Source organism: Methanogenium sp. S4BF (genome assembly GCF_029633965.1).
Taxonomy (GTDB): domain Archaea; phylum Halobacteriota; class Methanomicrobia; order Methanomicrobiales; family Methanomicrobiaceae; genus Methanogenium.
The window spans coordinates 1-15,265 of record NZ_CP091277.1 but is presented as its reverse complement, the minus strand read 5'-3'; the positions used below and the strand labels follow the sequence as shown (position 1 = coordinate 15,265).

The 15,265-nt window shown below is 54.8% G+C and carries 18 protein-coding genes and 1 tRNA gene; 6 read left to right on the top strand and 13 right to left on the bottom strand.

Annotated features, from left to right (window positions below; translation table 11 throughout):
- Positions 1 to 63: 63 nt before the first annotated feature.
- The 5 genes from L1S32_RS00095 to L1S32_RS00075 all read right to left on the bottom strand — a co-directional run bounded on the left by L1S32_RS00095 (position 64) and on the right by L1S32_RS00075 (position 5,161).
- Positions 64 to 1,278, bottom strand: a complete 1,215-nt coding sequence (locus L1S32_RS00095; RefSeq protein ID WP_278155351.1) for a hypothetical protein — start codon at positions 1,276 to 1,278, stop codon at positions 64 to 66.
- A 51-nt stretch (positions 1,279 to 1,329) separates the two neighbouring features.
- Positions 1,330 to 2,373 carry a hypothetical protein gene (locus tag L1S32_RS00090; RefSeq protein ID WP_278155350.1) on the bottom strand — a complete coding sequence of 348 codons (1,044 nt, stop codon included), beginning with the start codon at positions 2,371 to 2,373 and terminating at the stop codon, positions 1,330 to 1,332.
- A 54-nt stretch (positions 2,374 to 2,427) separates the two neighbouring features.
- A complete protein-coding gene (locus L1S32_RS00085; protein WP_278155349.1) occupies positions 2,428 to 3,084 on the bottom strand; it encodes a DUF47 domain-containing protein in 657 nt (218 codons plus the stop codon).
- Positions 3,085 to 3,096: 12 nt separating this feature from the next.
- Positions 3,097 to 4,116 carry an inorganic phosphate transporter gene (locus tag L1S32_RS00080; protein ID WP_278155348.1) on the bottom strand — a complete coding sequence of 340 codons (1,020 nt, stop codon included), beginning with the start codon at positions 4,114 to 4,116 and terminating at the stop codon, positions 3,097 to 3,099.
- Positions 4,117 to 4,834: 718 nt separating this feature from the next.
- Positions 4,835 to 5,161 (bottom strand): hypothetical protein, encoded by a 327-nt coding sequence (locus L1S32_RS00075; protein WP_278155347.1) that lies wholly within the window; start codon positions 5,159 to 5,161, stop codon positions 4,835 to 4,837.
- Between the two features lie 37 nt (positions 5,162 to 5,198).
- Between L1S32_RS00075 and L1S32_RS00070 the strand changes: the two genes are divergently transcribed.
- A tRNA-Leu gene (locus L1S32_RS00070) sits at positions 5,199 to 5,281 on the top strand.
- Between the two features lie 435 nt (positions 5,282 to 5,716).
- On the opposite strand, the gene L1S32_RS00065 is transcribed toward L1S32_RS00070, so the two are convergent.
- Complete coding sequence (locus L1S32_RS00065; RefSeq protein WP_278155346.1) at positions 5,717 to 5,902, bottom strand: hypothetical protein; 186 nt, start codon at positions 5,900 to 5,902, stop codon at positions 5,717 to 5,719.
- An 81-nt stretch (positions 5,903 to 5,983) separates the two neighbouring features.
- Positions 5,984 to 6,343: a DUF2513 domain-containing protein gene (locus tag L1S32_RS00060; RefSeq protein WP_278155345.1), complete on the bottom strand. Its 360-nt coding sequence runs from the start codon at positions 6,341 to 6,343 to the stop codon at positions 5,984 to 5,986.
- A gap of 281 nt (positions 6,344 to 6,624) precedes the next feature.
- Here L1S32_RS00060 and L1S32_RS00055 point away from each other — a divergent pair, with 281 nt between their 5' ends.
- From L1S32_RS00055 to L1S32_RS00045, 3 genes are all read left to right on the top strand, one after another.
- Complete coding sequence (locus L1S32_RS00055; RefSeq protein ID WP_278155344.1) at positions 6,625 to 8,115, top strand: hypothetical protein; 1,491 nt, start codon at positions 6,625 to 6,627, stop codon at positions 8,113 to 8,115.
- A 199-nt stretch (positions 8,116 to 8,314) separates the two neighbouring features.
- Complete coding sequence (locus L1S32_RS00050) at positions 8,315 to 8,671, top strand: Rieske (2Fe-2S) protein (protein ID WP_278155343.1); 357 nt, start codon at positions 8,315 to 8,317, stop codon at positions 8,669 to 8,671.
- A gap of 43 nt (positions 8,672 to 8,714) precedes the next feature.
- Positions 8,715 to 9,176: a hypothetical protein gene (locus L1S32_RS00045; protein ID WP_278155342.1), complete on the top strand. Its 462-nt coding sequence runs from the start codon at positions 8,715 to 8,717 to the stop codon at positions 9,174 to 9,176.
- Between the two features lie 162 nt (positions 9,177 to 9,338).
- Here L1S32_RS00045 and L1S32_RS00040 read toward each other — a convergent pair whose 3' ends face one another.
- Positions 9,339 to 9,608 (bottom strand): hypothetical protein, encoded by a 270-nt coding sequence (locus L1S32_RS00040; protein ID WP_278155341.1) that lies wholly within the window; start codon positions 9,606 to 9,608, stop codon positions 9,339 to 9,341.
- Positions 9,609 to 9,805: 197 nt separating this feature from the next.
- Positions 9,806 to 10,510: an epoxyqueuosine reductase gene (locus L1S32_RS00035; RefSeq protein WP_278155340.1), complete on the bottom strand. Its 705-nt coding sequence runs from the start codon at positions 10,508 to 10,510 to the stop codon at positions 9,806 to 9,808.
- A 219-nt stretch (positions 10,511 to 10,729) separates the two neighbouring features.
- On the opposite strand from L1S32_RS00035, the gene L1S32_RS00030 reads away from it, so the two are divergent.
- Together L1S32_RS00030 and L1S32_RS00025 are read left to right on the top strand one after the other, a co-directional pair.
- Positions 10,730 to 11,335, top strand: coding sequence for a DUF3267 domain-containing protein (locus L1S32_RS00030; RefSeq protein WP_278155339.1), 606 nt, complete (start codon positions 10,730 to 10,732; stop codon positions 11,333 to 11,335).
- A gap of 177 nt (positions 11,336 to 11,512) precedes the next feature.
- Positions 11,513 to 11,953, top strand: a complete 441-nt coding sequence (locus tag L1S32_RS00025) for a YkgJ family cysteine cluster protein (RefSeq protein ID WP_278155338.1) — start codon at positions 11,513 to 11,515, stop codon at positions 11,951 to 11,953.
- Positions 11,954 to 12,023: 70 nt separating this feature from the next.
- Here the strand turns inward: L1S32_RS00025 and L1S32_RS00020 are convergent, their stop codons facing one another.
- The 4 genes from L1S32_RS00020 to L1S32_RS00005 form a co-directional block, all read right to left on the bottom strand.
- Positions 12,024 to 12,593 carry a hypothetical protein gene (locus tag L1S32_RS00020; RefSeq protein ID WP_278155337.1) on the bottom strand — a complete coding sequence of 190 codons (570 nt, stop codon included), beginning with the start codon at positions 12,591 to 12,593 and terminating at the stop codon, positions 12,024 to 12,026.
- Between the two features lie 251 nt (positions 12,594 to 12,844).
- On the bottom strand, positions 12,845 to 13,540 hold the full coding sequence (locus L1S32_RS00015; RefSeq protein WP_278155336.1) for an amino acid racemase: 696 nt from the start codon (positions 13,538 to 13,540) through the stop codon (positions 12,845 to 12,847).
- A 277-nt stretch (positions 13,541 to 13,817) separates the two neighbouring features.
- Positions 13,818 to 14,321, bottom strand: coding sequence for a hypothetical protein (locus L1S32_RS00010; RefSeq protein ID WP_278155335.1), 504 nt, complete (start codon positions 14,319 to 14,321; stop codon positions 13,818 to 13,820).
- 131 nt (positions 14,322 to 14,452) lie between these two features.
- Complete coding sequence (locus tag L1S32_RS00005; RefSeq protein ID WP_278155334.1) at positions 14,453 to 15,265, bottom strand: DUF3658 domain-containing protein; 813 nt, start codon at positions 15,263 to 15,265, stop codon at positions 14,453 to 14,455.

The window sequence follows — 15,265 nt, the reverse complement described above, 5'->3', positions numbered from 1 at the left end:
GTCTGACCTTTTCCGGAGTGACAAAGCAAAGAGAACGGGAAAAAGAGGAGTTTTGGTTTCGGGTTATCTCTTCCGGCCGCATGCGGCCACGGCAAGGGCGCCTGCTGCACAGAGCACGCCGAATCCCGGAGCAGCAGTCGTCTCCGGCACAGGAGTGGCGGGGTCTTTCGCTGATGCCGGTTCCTGCCATGTCGCAAGCACCACATGAGAGTCAGCCATCATTTTTGACTGCACCCATACCGCCCGGTCACCGTCGACGGCCGGGAAGGCCACGTCGCCGTCGATTTTGAGATGGGAGACTGACCCGGTTTCTGCATTCACGGTAATAACATCAGACTCCGATATCCCCGTCTCAAGCACCCAGCCGATGGTCTTTCCGTCGGTGAAGAGGGAGCCAAAGGCTGCATTCCGCTCGTCTGCCGTGAGATTTTCCACCGGCAGTCCGGTGATGGGGCTCAGGGTGACGTTTGTCTGGCTGGCGATAGAATACCAGGTCAGGACAGTGGAGATGCTGCGTTTCGGTGAGAGCTCAAGGATACGGGATGTATAGAGGAGCACATCCCCACCCATCGCATAGGCATCGACCATCGTGTCCGTCGCATTGGTATGGACAGGGACCATGACTGCGGTGTCCGTTTGGGAAGGGATGTCATACAGGGTGAGAACGGAGGTGTTCGCATCCCGGAAGGCGATGGTATCACCCTCAAGCACAACAGAAGAGCCATCCATCGGATGAACCCGCAGGTCTTCGGTCGTCTTTTTCGCAATGTCATAGAGTGAGAGGAATGAAATGTAGGTATCACCCGGTGTTTCTGACCAGACTATCCGGCTGCCGTCTGTCTTCGGCCATTCGGCCGACGGGGACGAACGGATGGCTGTCGTTATGCCGGACGCAGGGGAGAAGAGCATGATGCTGTTGTTCAGGCCTGTGGTGTTACTGAGCATCGCCTCCGGCTCCTCAAACCAGACGACCGCATCGCCTGCAGTCTGCCCGCCGGTGAGGGTCATCTTCCCGGAGGCGTTTGCAAGGGAGACGGTTGTGCCGGTATCTGCGTCATAGAGCAGAAGGCCGCGTGGTGCGGAGAGATTCATCGCTTTTCCGTATGCCACGGAATAAACCACATGAGAACCGGAGATGTCGGCTGCGATGGGCTCGGGATCAAAGGTCGATACGGCTTCTGTCTCCCAGCTACCGGCAGCGGATGCCGGGACGGCCAGTATGAAAAGAACAAGAATGGCTGCCGCCGCGGACCAGCGGGATATGCCGTTGAGATTCATGATATGAGAATGAGGGGATGTGCCCGGATAATGATTCTGAAATCTCTGCTATCATTCTTCCGGACGGGAGACGAGACCTGTCCGGCAGCGGGCAAGCATCTCTTCGGTCTCACCCGGATGGCGGACGTCGGGGATGAGGAGGGCGTCATGGGGCAGCATCTGTATGGCCCGGAAGATGCTCTCCCAGGGAATAGCAGCATCTCCGTCCCCTTCAGCGGGCCGGAGGAAGAAACCCCTGAGGGCGTCTGCCGGGAGCGGTGAGAGAAACGCGGAGAGAGGGGCTTTTGCACGATGGGCGGCGGTTTCGAGGGCGGACAGGTCCAGCAGCACCCCGCAGGTATCACAGCATTCCGGCACCTGCGCCTGCATGGAGAGCCAGAATTCACGGATATCGTCCCCGGACTGTATCAAGGAGGGATAACCGTTTTGAATCAGCACGACAGGAACGGTGCCGCAGGCATCTGCATAGGTCTTTTGGATATACCGCATCGCACGTGCGACCGCTGAGAATGTCATGCCATGCGCCTTGCCGGGATGGATGACAATCACATCGGCAGGCTTTCCGAGGTGATCGGAGATGAGAATCAGCATCTCGACAAACTCGGTCAGCCAGACGCGATCGTCCCACCGGAGGACGGCGGCCGGGTGCCGTTTGCCGAATCGGTCGGTGTGCGGAAAGGACTGTTCCGTGTTGAAGAGGTACCGCATCCCGGCGGGGAGATTTTTGCCTTCGCCGTAGAGCGTGGAAATCGCAGCCGGGGTCAGCATCGCATGCATGGGAAGCCCGGTCGCCTCCTCCTCTGCGATGCTGCAGACAAAGCCTGCGGTTATTTCACAATAGGTGCACCCATGCCGGGCGGCCTCCTCCCAAAGGCCGGCAAGCCCCCCCCGGAACGCGTCAGTCTTCTGCCTGAGAGACGGACAGACATACGATACCTGCGCCATATCTGAACAGAATGTCTGATCACCAAGAGGGAAAAATGATGTGGATTCCTTCTGCGGATGAAAACGGATGAGCGCACAGCAGAACGCGGGGCTTCCGGCGCCGGAATCTCCCGGAAACAGCTGATTCCCGGCAAACCTGCATCTGTTCATCCGATGCGTCTGCCGCACGGATCTGTTCATCTGCGACCCTGCCGGTGCAGAGAATCATGCCAGCCCGACAACTGCCTTGTGCATGATATAGAGGGTGATCCGCAGGGCCTTCCCGGCGTCCCGGAGATGGTAGTAAATTTCGCGTTTCTTCATGGCGTTCATCGCATCGCCGGTCCGGAACAGATCCGTCATGCAGGTGATATACATATCCTCGATGGCATGGACGTGCTTTCTGCCCTTCCGGATGGAGTCCTCGACCCGTGCCTTGTCGGTCCCCAGGTATTGCGTCCCCTCCACCACATGACGGGTGCCGTAGAGAAGAGACAGAGACATCTCCCGGATGGGTTCGTCGGGGCTGACACCGAACGCATGCATCTCACGGGCGGTCTCAACGGCATAATTCAGGATATAATCGATATTCCGGGAGAGCGTGTAGATGTCCTGCCGGTTGAACGGCGTGGAGAACGCCTCGATGAGCTTCGCTTCCAGTTTATAGCGGAGAAGGTCAACCTCACTGCCGATTCTGATGAGTTCATCCGGGGGAGTGAGCGTGTCTTCGTTAATCCACTGGAGAAATGCCTCCATCCCGGAAAAGGTACTCTCTGCCTGTTCGACCAGCATCGCCTCAAAGTCATACTTCAGGGGGAAGAGCGAGCCGAACATTCCCCGCATTCTCCCCGGTTTTTTTGGATCATTCGTATTTTCGTTCATATTTATTACCATTCAGATATGCTGCACAAGAACCAGCAGCGCCCCGGAGAGGAGCATGGTTGAAGGAATCGTCACGAACATGGAGAGAATCAGTTCCTCACCCACCCGCCAGCGTACATTCCGGGGATTTTCTGCGGCCCCGACGCCGATCACAGACATGGTGATGATGTGCGTGGATGAGACGGGCGCACCGGCAAGGGTGGAGAGCCCCAGTGTCACCCCGGATGAGATCTGGGAGTCCATGGAGTGCACCGGCTTCAGGGAGAAGATCCGGTTTCCGATGGTCTTCATGATACGCCATCCGCCGCCGAGGGTCCCCATGGTGAGCAGCAGGGCACAGACACCCCGTGCCCAGAGGGGCACGGCGAAAACGGCAGATTCTCCCGCGGCAAAAAGGACGAGGGCGATGATGCCCAGCTGTTTCTGGGCATCGTTTGAGCCGTTGAAGAAGGCCATCCCTGCCGCAGCCAGCCAGTTGATGCGGATAATGCTCCGGTTTATGGTGCGTTTTGCATTCCTGAACAGCACCCATGTACACCTGCGCATCAGGTATCCCCCTACAAGCCCCAGCACGATGGAGAGCACGAAGAAGAGCAGGACCTTGACCATACCGGTGATCTCGTGCGGGGGGGAGAGGAGGTCTGCCACCCCCCAGTAGATGCTGCCGATGCCTGCCGCCATGATGCCCGCTCCCATCAGCCCCCCGATCAGCGCATGGGTGGAGGAGGAGGGGAGGCCGAGGTACCATGCACCGACATTCCATGCCGCTGCGGCGAGGAGCGCGGCGAGGAGGACTTCGAGGAGAAGTGGGCCGGACGCAATGGTGAGCAGACCGGAGAGCGTGAACGCGACCGCACTGCCGCCGAGGATGGCCCCCAGAAAGTTCATGCCCGCCACCATGATAATGCCCTGCCGGGGGGTGGCTGACCCGGAGGCGATGAACGTCGCCGCTACGGTGGCCGCATCCTGAAACCCGTTGGTAAACGTGAAGGCAAAGGCGATGAGGATGGTGAGTGCGGCGATGAGAAGCATGAGAGCAGACCTTAGGTAAACGCAGTATGGGTTTTCCGGATTATTTGAATGGTGGGGGTGATTTCGGTATTATCGGGTAGGATTCGATAAGGTTTGGTAGGTTTCGATATGTTTTGCTTGTTTTCGCCACGTTTCGGCATATAGGTGTGCGGATGGTGATGCCGGGGGGTGAATGATCCGGGTGATGAAGTGATGGGGTGAGCTGGAGGGGTTGGGGATGGCACGAGCGGATGATGGAATGATTGGAGAATGAGCGTATGGAAGGAGTGGCACAGTGCGTGGTCCGGAACAGTGCGTGACGGAACGAATGGGGTGGATGGCTGTATGGATGCATGACTGCCTACCCATCTGCCTGCCCGCCCGTCTGCGCCACCGGGTTTCCCGGGGTCTGCATATTCACCGGACTGACCTCCGGCGTTTCCCATCGGATTTACGTCTGATTTGCATGTTACTGACCTGCTAACAGAAATCCGGCTTCCCGCCATGCATCCGGATGGATTCTCCACCGGCCGGCCACATCGTCTTCGCCCAAACCTGAGATGAACGCCTGAAATTCAGATGCAATTCCTTATTACCCTTCGGAATAAACAGATTAGCACCCTGTCCTCACTGGTTCACACTAACACAAACCCTTTGCAGGTCAGGGTCCTGAACCATTTTATTCATTTTGCCCGAAAATTTGGCCGAATATGCTTTATTTTTCCGTTATAGCGATTATTTAGTCAGCAAAGGCATTGAAAACAGTGGTTTTTATCCCTGATGCGGCAATCACCATGAATACCGGAACCGTGGTGAACAGACGGAACGCGCCGGACAGACGGGCCGGACGAAGGTGAACCGAAACAAACCGGTTAAAACAAAAGCGCAGGACAAAACAGGCCCATGCCGGACCGTGTCGTGGGACTCTGCGAGGCTCAGCGTGAACGCCACGGGATTTCCGGCGCGGACAGGGGATCGCGGTGGCAGGGTTTGCCGTGAGACGGGGATAAATCGGGAGATGCAGACCTTTTTCAATGCCCAAAACCTTCTCAACCCGTAAACTCATTATCAAAGAACACCAATTAGGTTATGCACATTCCTGTGCGAGGGTAGCCAAGTGGTCAACGGCGGTGGACTCAAGATCCACTCGCGCAGGCGTTCGCGGGTTCGACTCCCTCCCCTCGCATTTTATTTATTAATATTTATCTGGAAATCGTGAGCTTCTGAAATGTTCACACATATATAATGTGAATATTTTTTTCTGTAGAAATCCTCTGCTTAATTCTGAATAGGCTGGTTAAATGGTAAAAATAAGTCAATTATCTGAATTTTAAAAAAATGGGATTTCTACAGAGCCCAATACAGAGCCCAATATTATTATCTCGTGATTACAGAACCTCTGGAAAATTCGAATTATTCACTTCCCCCTCCCCGGATCCGTGTGGTGGGAAAACTACTACAGCCCACTCCTCGAACGGCTGCCCGACCTGAAAGAGGCGGCGGCCGGCAATCCCGACGCGGAAAAATGTTCGTCGCGTTCTCGAAGCGGGAGATTGAGATGCACCGGGAGCACGGAGACGAGTACGGCTACGAATTCTTATTCCAAAGAGCCCTTTAACCGTCAGGGATGGGCCGGAAGACCCTCCGCCTCATCGGCACCAGCTGCCCCCCCCGGGAATGCCTGAGAAAGGATGGACTGCCGGAGCTTTGCAGTGCGGGCAGACTCATCCTGATCCCGGATGCATACGAGGGAAGATGACTTCGAAATACCGGAGAAATCTGTCCCGACCCGACATGACACGATCATACCATGTGAGCCATAACGAACGCAGCCCTTCAGCGGAGAACGATATAATAGACAGGTATCTGTCACATATTCAGATATGACCTATATGATACGGGCCGTTATCAGCTCCATGAACAACGGGATGACGAGATGAAGGGGTGCGTCGCCAATATCACCGATGAGGGATTGTGCCTTCTTCCACCGTCTTTCGTTGGAGAAGGCATCCAGGAATGCATAGCCTTCCCGTGTAATCGAATAAATGGCATATCCTTCGGGAATTTTTGAACCCTCAGCACACACAATGTTCGCCCGGATGATATTCGCCTCTTTCAGAAGCATGACATGGTAGGCAATCTCCTCATGAGAATACCCGTCAATCTGCATGCCTGATATCGCACCTTCGTCTTCATTCACATCAACGGAGCGTAATATTTTTCGTACCAAATCCATGTCTCGTTTCATGTTTCCACCATCCCGGCGTACGGATTTATTGTACATCTATTGATGCAGCCGAAAATAACATCCACCATTTCGTATGAGATGACGTGGGTTTGACATGCTTTTCAGAGGGGATCCGGACAGGTGCAGAATAACGGATCAAAATCCCCCGTGTCTGCCAAAAAGCTCCCGGCTTTCCGAAAATGCGGCCCTCTCACCGGTTACTGAAATCCGTCCGAAACCCCGCAGGAACATTTATATTTCCCCACGTATATCACCGCACCAGATGGAGGATTGAATGAAGTATGGCATGGGATGACTGGGTGTTTGGCATAGCCACAGGGGGGCTGTACAATCTCGGAAAGACGACGTATAAAGCAGGAAAGGCGGCCGATCAGGCAGGAGATGCATTAGAAGAAATTGCTGACAGTGTGGGGGAGGCACTCAGCATCATCGGGATGACCTTCACCGAACTGGCGGACGAACTGAATTCCTTTGTAAACGAACTGGAGGATCTCCTCACCACAGAACGGGTCACCCCCCGGTCGGATGATGATCTCTGGGATGAAGAGCTGGCCCGGCTGAATCTCCTCAGGCAGCAGGAGACGGCGCTTAGCACCGAACTGGAGGCATTCGGTGAGATATCCCTCCCGACGACGTGGTACGAGTGGATGTCGTTCGACTGGTCCGGGTACATGGAATACATGATGGTGCTTGCAAAGCTCAATCTGGTTAAAAACGCCATCAGAGAGATTCTGTATCAGGAGCCGGGCGTTGTCCCGACTGCGATTTATGATTTCAAGGAGGTGCTTGAGCGGTTTAACACCCTTGAACAGCCCCGGATAGAAGCCATCATGGATGCCACCGGGGATTCGATGGAAGAGATGCAGGAAATTCTCACGGAGGTGCACAAGCTCTTCGTGGTCACCCGCTGGAAAAAGGTCACCGAGCTCTCGCCTGTGATGCAGACCGAACTGGAGCGGCTGGAGGCTACACTGTCCGTGTATGACACCCTTATTGGGAAAAACCAGCTCATTGCCAGCCAGCTGCAGGACCCTCTCGTCCGCATTCATCCGGAGGAGGACCTGCTCTCTTCGGCAATACAGAAAACCGGGAAGCCGGATGTGAAATCGGGGATGGTGATAACGGATTTCGGCATTGTCAAAGAGAGCGCTCTGAAAACCACTCCGCCGGAGAAAACTGCTGTTGGAGGAGCAGCGCCTGCCGGTGTGGTGCACCGCGAGACAGAGATACCGACGGGCATACCAGCGGTGAGGACACCCGCAGTGATGAAAACAGCACTCCCCGGCCGGAGTATGAAGGAGAAAGCGCTCACCGCACGACCGGTGGGAGAAACCCTCGGTTCAGTCATCAAAACACCGGAGGTGAACGCATACCTCGGCGGATACAACACGGTCATCGGACGCATCCGGTACCTTGAACGGGAGCGTCTGAAGATTGAGAAGGCGGCCTACCGGATCAAATGGGTGAAGATAGAGGAGCCCGGCGTCATCCCGAAGACACTGGACGAGGTGGAGCGGACGATCAACCGGTTCCGAACCGAGGAGCAGCCGCGGATTGAGATCATTCTGGACAGCATGAATGAGACCATCCTTGAGTCAAAGGCGCTTCTTGAAAATGTCAATGAATCACTGGACAAATCCCAGGGATGGCTCGACTTTCTCGCCTCCTATCGCACACCCATCCTGATACTCTGTGCCATCAGCAGTGCAGTCGTCTTCGCCATCATGATAGCACTCCTCGTGGTGCTGGTAAAACTGGCAATCACCATCTGAGCGAATGTCAGTTTACTAATCCCCCCTCCCCCGGGCAAACACGGGCAGGATGCACAGAATCGGTAGATCAAAGCACGTAATCAGGAGAGCTCCCGGCATCAGTACGAAGCGGCCTCCCCTGATCGGTCTCAACGATAAGAAATCAACGGGGCAGGGAAGCGGATAACCTTTAATAATATCTTCGTCTTTGGAAGTCACTATGAGTGAGTTCATTGACGTATGCAGCACCCTCGACGTGCCGGACGGTTCGCTGAGAAAGCGTGCAATTGACGGGCGTGAAATCCTCCTCGCAAAGGCCGGAGAACGCTACTACGCCGCTGATAATCGCTGCCCCCATATGGGGGGAGATCTCTCACAGGGGACACTGGAAGGAACGATAGTGACCTGCCCCAGCCATCACTCCCAGTTTGATCTGCGTGATGGACACGTCCTCCGGTGGACCGACTGGTCGGGGATCAAACTATCAGCAGCGAAACTGCTCAGGCGCCCGGGACCCCTGAAGACATACGAGGTGAAAACTGAGGAAGAGCGAATCCTCGTCAGATTCAGCGATTGAGGAGAATTCCTGCTCCTGAAATGAGTCCAACGACAACCATTTGATGATACAATCCAAAGAGAGAATGAAGCCCTGTTGCAATCTCTATGACACCACCGGTACGAACCCCGCCACCGCAGGAGGCGGCTTCGACCTTCGTACATTCCGGCATGTCCTGCGGATCGGAGGGCTCATTCCTTTTACCGGGTGTGCAATTCTCATCGGATTTGTGGTAACCCTTTGGGAAGTCGGTTTTTCCGGTGCTGACTGCCACTTGTTTGTACTCGTGGTTGTCGCAGTTATTCTCATCCACATCGATGCCCACCTCTGGAATGACATCATAGAGGCAGAGACCGACCGATATGAGAAGAGCAAAGAAACAAAGTGTGAACGGCCCCTCATATGCGGATGGGCCACGCGTGACGATTACCGAAGAATTTCAAAGATGCTCCCGTACCGCAGAAGAGATGCGGAGCATCAAACCAAACCAACAGAGAAATGTCTCTGTTTGCCATCCGGTGCCTGAGTGCAGTCAGGAAAGGTGTCCCTGTTACCCATCATTCCCGTTTCCTCTCCTTTGGGGAGTATCTTAAAACCGACGGAAGAGGGGAAAACGGAAAAAACACCTGTACCGTCATGCCGGAACCGACCCCCGCTCAGGGGGCCGGGGGCATACGAGCCGCATGGGTCACCACCGGAACTTCCTCTGTTTCTCCTCAATCTCCTCGGTTGTCAAAAGCTCATATGAGTGAATAGCCCCTTCTTCATCGAACTCAATATCGAGCATCAGGCCCGCTTCTTTATGCCGGAACTCTGCTGATGCAGGGTCTGAACCTCTCTGGATGTAGCCCAGTTTCATGAGCACCTTTTCCATATCCTGAAACGATTCCGGCGAGCATTGTTCAAACAGCTCTTCGGTTTTCCTCATAACCTCTTCCCTGCCAAGGTACGTATGCATGGACCGTCTATTATCCCCGGCGGATAAATCTCTTGTGCCCTAATCACACACGGGCCGCGGGCACCAGTATCATACGGATGAGAAGGATGGCGGGACAGAGAGTGATGTGTTTGACGAACGGATTTTCCGTGTTCATTCGTTGCGCAATGGGCCATACGCCAGACATGACGCTATCGTCGGCAGATGGGAGAAAATAATTAGTATTTGCCCGCTCTTTGCAGATACCGCTGCGTCCACGGACACGCAGCAATACATCTGCCGCACACGGGATGCGCAAACCCCATCGCATCAGCAACACGCTGTGCCTCTGCATAGCAGGCCCGGGCGTCCCAGAAGTCGTCGCGGGCGAGTCCCGGATACCACTCGCGTCCGGACGGAGCGTCAGCCGGGCATACCGTCCTGCATTCGGTGCATTCTCCACAGAAGGAGCGGGTGACAGGCGTGCCGGGGATGAGGGGGGCGTCCGTGAGAACCGTTGCAAACCGGATGGCAGACCCGTATTCACGGGTGACGAGAAGCGCACATTTCCCCACCCAGCCAAGGCCCGCACGGGTGGCGGCGGTCTTGTGGGGGAAAACAGCCGAAAGGGTCTCTTTGTCAAAATCACCGGTCGTGGGAGCGACACAGAACGAACGGTATCCGGCATCTTCAAGCGCTGCTGCAACGCGGGCGCCAAGGGATGCGAGCAGGCCGTTCACGCCAGTATATTCACCGACATAGGCAGCAGACGGAGAGTCACGAAGGGATGCGACAATCTCCGGGTTGAGCGCAATTCCAAAGATGACGGCTTTCGGGAGGGTCGAAACCGGGCTGAGATTGTCGTCACCGAGGTCTGCGACGCCAACCAGTGATGCATTCTGTTCGAGAAGCATTCCGGAGATCTCTGTCGTGAGGTCCTGCATTACCAGAGAGTGTGAGGCAGGGAGAGATAAATCTTCATCCCGGACGATACCCGTCTACCGCTTTCATATCACAACATCGTCAGTCTTATCTGCTGCATGTCTGAAGGTATACCGTTCAGAGACATACGCTGTCTCTCAGGCACCATCCCGCCACCCGTCAGAAACAATGAACATGGGACCGTTTTGTAAGCCCACCGTGCGATATTCAGGAGAAGAAACATGCATTTTTCCACCAGCCTCCCGGAAGCCGACCCCGCCCGTGAACATGCACTTACTGACGATGGCTGGATCCTGCTCAAAGAACCCGCAGGTGCTGGTGGTACCCTCCTGTCTTCTGTGCCGTTCATGATCCTTGCAGCGGGTATCACCCTCCTGATCGCTGCAATCTTTGTTCCGGTCTCTCCGGGATATTTTGGTCTGTACGGAGAAACATTCTCTCTCAGCATCGGACTGCCTGCGGTGCTCGCCATTGCAGGTATTCTTGTCTTCCACGAGCTCATCCACCTGAGCTGCATTCCAAAAATCGCACGTGCCGGCCACACGTATCTCGGGATCACCTGTGCCGGAGGCTTTGTCGTCTGCGAAGAGATACTGGAGAAAGACCGCCACCTGCTCATCAGCCTCGGCCCATTCCTTACCATCTCTGTGGGAGGAACGATTGTGTGCGGGCTGACCGGCCTTCTCAGCCCCCTCGTACTGGCAGCCTTCACGCTCAATGCTCTTGGCTCATCTGTTGATCTTCTCACCACCGCAAATGTTCTGCGTCAGGTGCCAGAGGGTGCACGGATCACCGCATCGGGGATGCACACCTACTGGAAAGCCTGATGCAGGGAGACAGAGGGCACAGACACACCATCAGCGGGATAAACAGGCACTGGTCTTATCATCAGGGATGTAAAAATAATCAGATCATGATCGCGACAGGGCACGAACCGTTCAGTATGCAGGAGGAATGCCGCCATCGCCTGTGAGTGCTGCCAGTGCGGCAACTGCTGCAGCAATATGCAGCTTGTCCATGCCATAACAGAAGACCGGGGCAACTACACCTTTGTCATCTACAACTACTATTCCGGCGACGTGAAGGAGGTGCGGGTGGATGCCGACAAGATTGCCCTCTATGAAGACAGAAGCAGTCTTGAAAATCTGCCGCAGGCATGCCCGTTTCTGCGGTTTGACAGGGAAACCGGGAAGGCATGGTGCACCGTCCATCTGACCCGCCCGGATATCTGCCGTGATTACTGCTGCTGGCGCCTTCTTATTCGTGACGCACAGGGCAGACGAGCCGGGCGTGTGCTGTACCAGCGAACCTTTCTCCCGGATACCACCGAACTCGGAGGGCTCTGGGAAGAGATGAAGCCGACACTAAACGGGCTTGACGACCGGGAATGGGACAAGGCAGTCATCCGTTTTCTCACGGCAGCCGGCTACCGTGTGCGGCAGTAGCTGTGCGAGATGAATGTATCAAAATAAACGTTTTTGCAGAATTGCAGGAAAAATCGGGAGCAATCCCCTCTCAATACCTCTCCACCGCGATCGGAATCCGGGATATTTTCTCATACATCTTCTTTCTGCGGAGAAGGTCGTGAAAATCGTAGAAAAAATGCTCGTACGTGTCCCAGATGGTCACCCAGTTCATGATAGTGATGAATGCACCGGGTAAAAGGACGGAGAACGATTCTAAGGAGAGTTCGTATACCGTTACGATGGAGAGGAAGAGAATGGCAATTAAGGCATTGCAGATGGCGATGCCCAGACTGTAGAGGCCTTCCCTCCGGGAGAGGCGCCGCTCATGCATCAGGTCCTGCACACGGAAGGAAAAATGCCGCCGGACGGCCTCAGGGAGAAGCAGGGATTCGTCAGGCGTGATATCAGCTGCATTAAGCGAAAGGATCAGGGATACCGGCAATTTCAACCGGTATTCATCCAGATATCCGGCAATGAACTCCTCGGCAATCTGGGTCAGCTCAGTTCCGGGCAGGGGGGCGGGGTCATCCGAATCGAGCAGCTGTTTAATGCTTTTGAACCGGAACGAAAGGGTGACACCGTCATCTTCCGTTTTCCTGTCCACGCGGATCTCTCTCATGGTCTATTCCGGACGAGAGGTGGTCCTGCCACTATAAAATCCTGCCTTCGGGAGGAGACGGTTCATCCGGACCTGCCTCCGCCAGAGCCGCCGGAATCAGTCTCTGACATCTCACGAAACACCATCACCGGCCCGTGCTCCCTCGTGAACCGTTCATCTGAATGATAACAGGGCAAGGAAGGAAATGGATGACAAAGGGTGAGGCACTACTCATCAAAAAATGATGACAAACACCCCCGCGGTACAGGAGTCTAATCTTCTTCCAGCGCCTTCTTCAGTGCCGCCCGTGCAAGCAGGCGGGTGGAATCAAGCACCGGCAGCGGGCACGTATTCGGGTCGACAATGAGCGAAATCCCGACGCAGCCGAGAATAACCGCATCGCATCCCCGCTCCCTGAACTTCCTGACCACTTCATTGAAATAGAGACGGGATTCTGAGGTGTAGATCCCGTTGACCAGCTGACTAAAGATGATGGTGTTAATCCGTTCACGGTCCTTCTCGTCCGGAATTTCACAGGAGATGCCAAACCTGCCAAACCTTTCGGAATAGACAGACCCTGCCATCAGATATTTCGTTCCCACAATACCGACTCTGGTATACCCCTGTGATTTCGCCTCCGCTCCGACGGCATCCGCAATGTGAATCCACGGGACCGAGGAGGACCCGGCAACCTGTTCAAATACCTCATGAATCGTGTTGCCCGGACAGATGAGCAGTTCTGCCCCGATAGAGCTGAGTTTCTCTGCAGATGAGAGCATCAGCTCTGCCACCCCATCCCAGTTTCCTGACCGGATGTGCACCATATAATCTCCCAGCGGATAGGTGTGCATGGAGACTTCCGGGTGCAAGTACTCCCCCATTCGTGCCGGCGCCTCGCCGCAGAGAGTCCGGTAGCAGAGTGCCGCCCCTTCGGCACTGCATGCAACGATTCCGATATGCTTTGGCATAGTCCCCCTGTAAGGGATCATATAGCTTTATTGTTTGCGGATGCCCCACCCGAAATCATAACGGGCATTCCGGGCATGATTGGTGAGAGGAAACACGGGAATGCGGTACGAACAGAACAGATATCCTCTTTTTCGGGATAGGGGAAAGTGACCTGACATCGATTAATTTCGTCATGGAGCGTGGATAATTGCCGGACATCCGCTTTCGATATCAGAATATGTCAGCACAGTCTGACCGGTCGTACAGACGAAACCCTGTTCGCATCCGCCTCCTGCCTCACTCCCCTCTCCTCACCTCATTATAGATAGATACCACCGAGAGGCTGATCAGGTTCATCGTGGTGGCCGCATACCAGAGATAGGCCTCAAACTGGGTAAGCTTCGTTATCCACCCGGACCAGAGCATGAAACAGATTATGGTAAACGAGAGGAAGGTATCGACGGCAAGAAACACGAGCGGCCGTTCCACAATGCTTCCTGCCTGCGCAATCGTGCAGTACTCAAAGCGTGCGGGTCGTCCCAGAATATCGAAGACACTCCTGCCGGTGTTCATCATCAGATCTGCTGCTGCCCAGCCAATGACACCCCAGCCAACCGCGACGAGGGCAGGGGATGTCTCCATCCCGATGCGGACAGCGGTGATGCCGAAGAGCAGCTTGAACACACAGAACGGGATGCCTATGGTGAGGCTCAAAAAGAAGGGCCGGATAAAGAACCGCTGGATGCGATCCGCCTCCTTTTCACGGCAGGTCTTCTCCGGGGCGTCGGCAGGTGTCTTCATTCCTACACCATTATTGACGTAGAGGCACATAACAGGCATTCCCGGCCAGGGGCAGGATATTCCTCTTCCCGGCCGCCATCTCATGGGAGATGCCGGGGAATACAGCTGTCATGCACGTTCTTTCACGATTTTTACCGATGATTCCGTTTCACTTCGAGAAACCGCATCGCCTTCCGGTTTCCCTTGCACCGTATCTCCCCGGTATCCACCAGATGAAGTAATCTGCTGTAGATGAAATTGTCACCGGTCTGATGATATTCGTCACTGAGCTTTCCCAGCGCTTCTCCGACAACCCGTGCGGCATACCTCCAGACATCAGGAACAAGACTGCAGATCACATCATCATAGAAGTCATCGTCGGCCGAATACAGCTGTCCCCTCCATAATGTCCTGAGATTCGTATTTTCATCCTGAAGCCTTGCCCATATTGCACAATAGTACGCAGCTTCATCGTCCCGGAGAGGCCGTGATGTGCTGAGTGCAGAGCAAATCCACTCCGGTTTCATCGCACCGACTGCATCAGTCACGATTTTGTACGGCTTTCCGCCATACATCTCTGCATCGACACCAGGGATGCCATCTGTCAGATCAACCACTTCAATCCGGGACAGATCGTGCTGCCGTGATAAAAACTGGAGAAATCCCGCATATTCCATCACAGAGCGCCGTGAGAACCAGACCACTTTCTTCTCATACGGTTCTGACACAGATTCCCAGAATTGTTCCGATAACGCCTTCATCTCATCTGCATATCGGGCAAATTCACCCCCGGGGCACAATGCGGTGAAAAAGTCAATCCTCTTTCGGATATCATAGAATTGTATTGGTCCGATTCCCAGGTCATCGGGGAGGGAGATTACCGTGCAGTCGGTCTCTTTCAGGGCATACCTGACAGTACCTCTGCCGGAGTCTGAAAACGTAATATGCTGTGTTCCTGTGTGCAT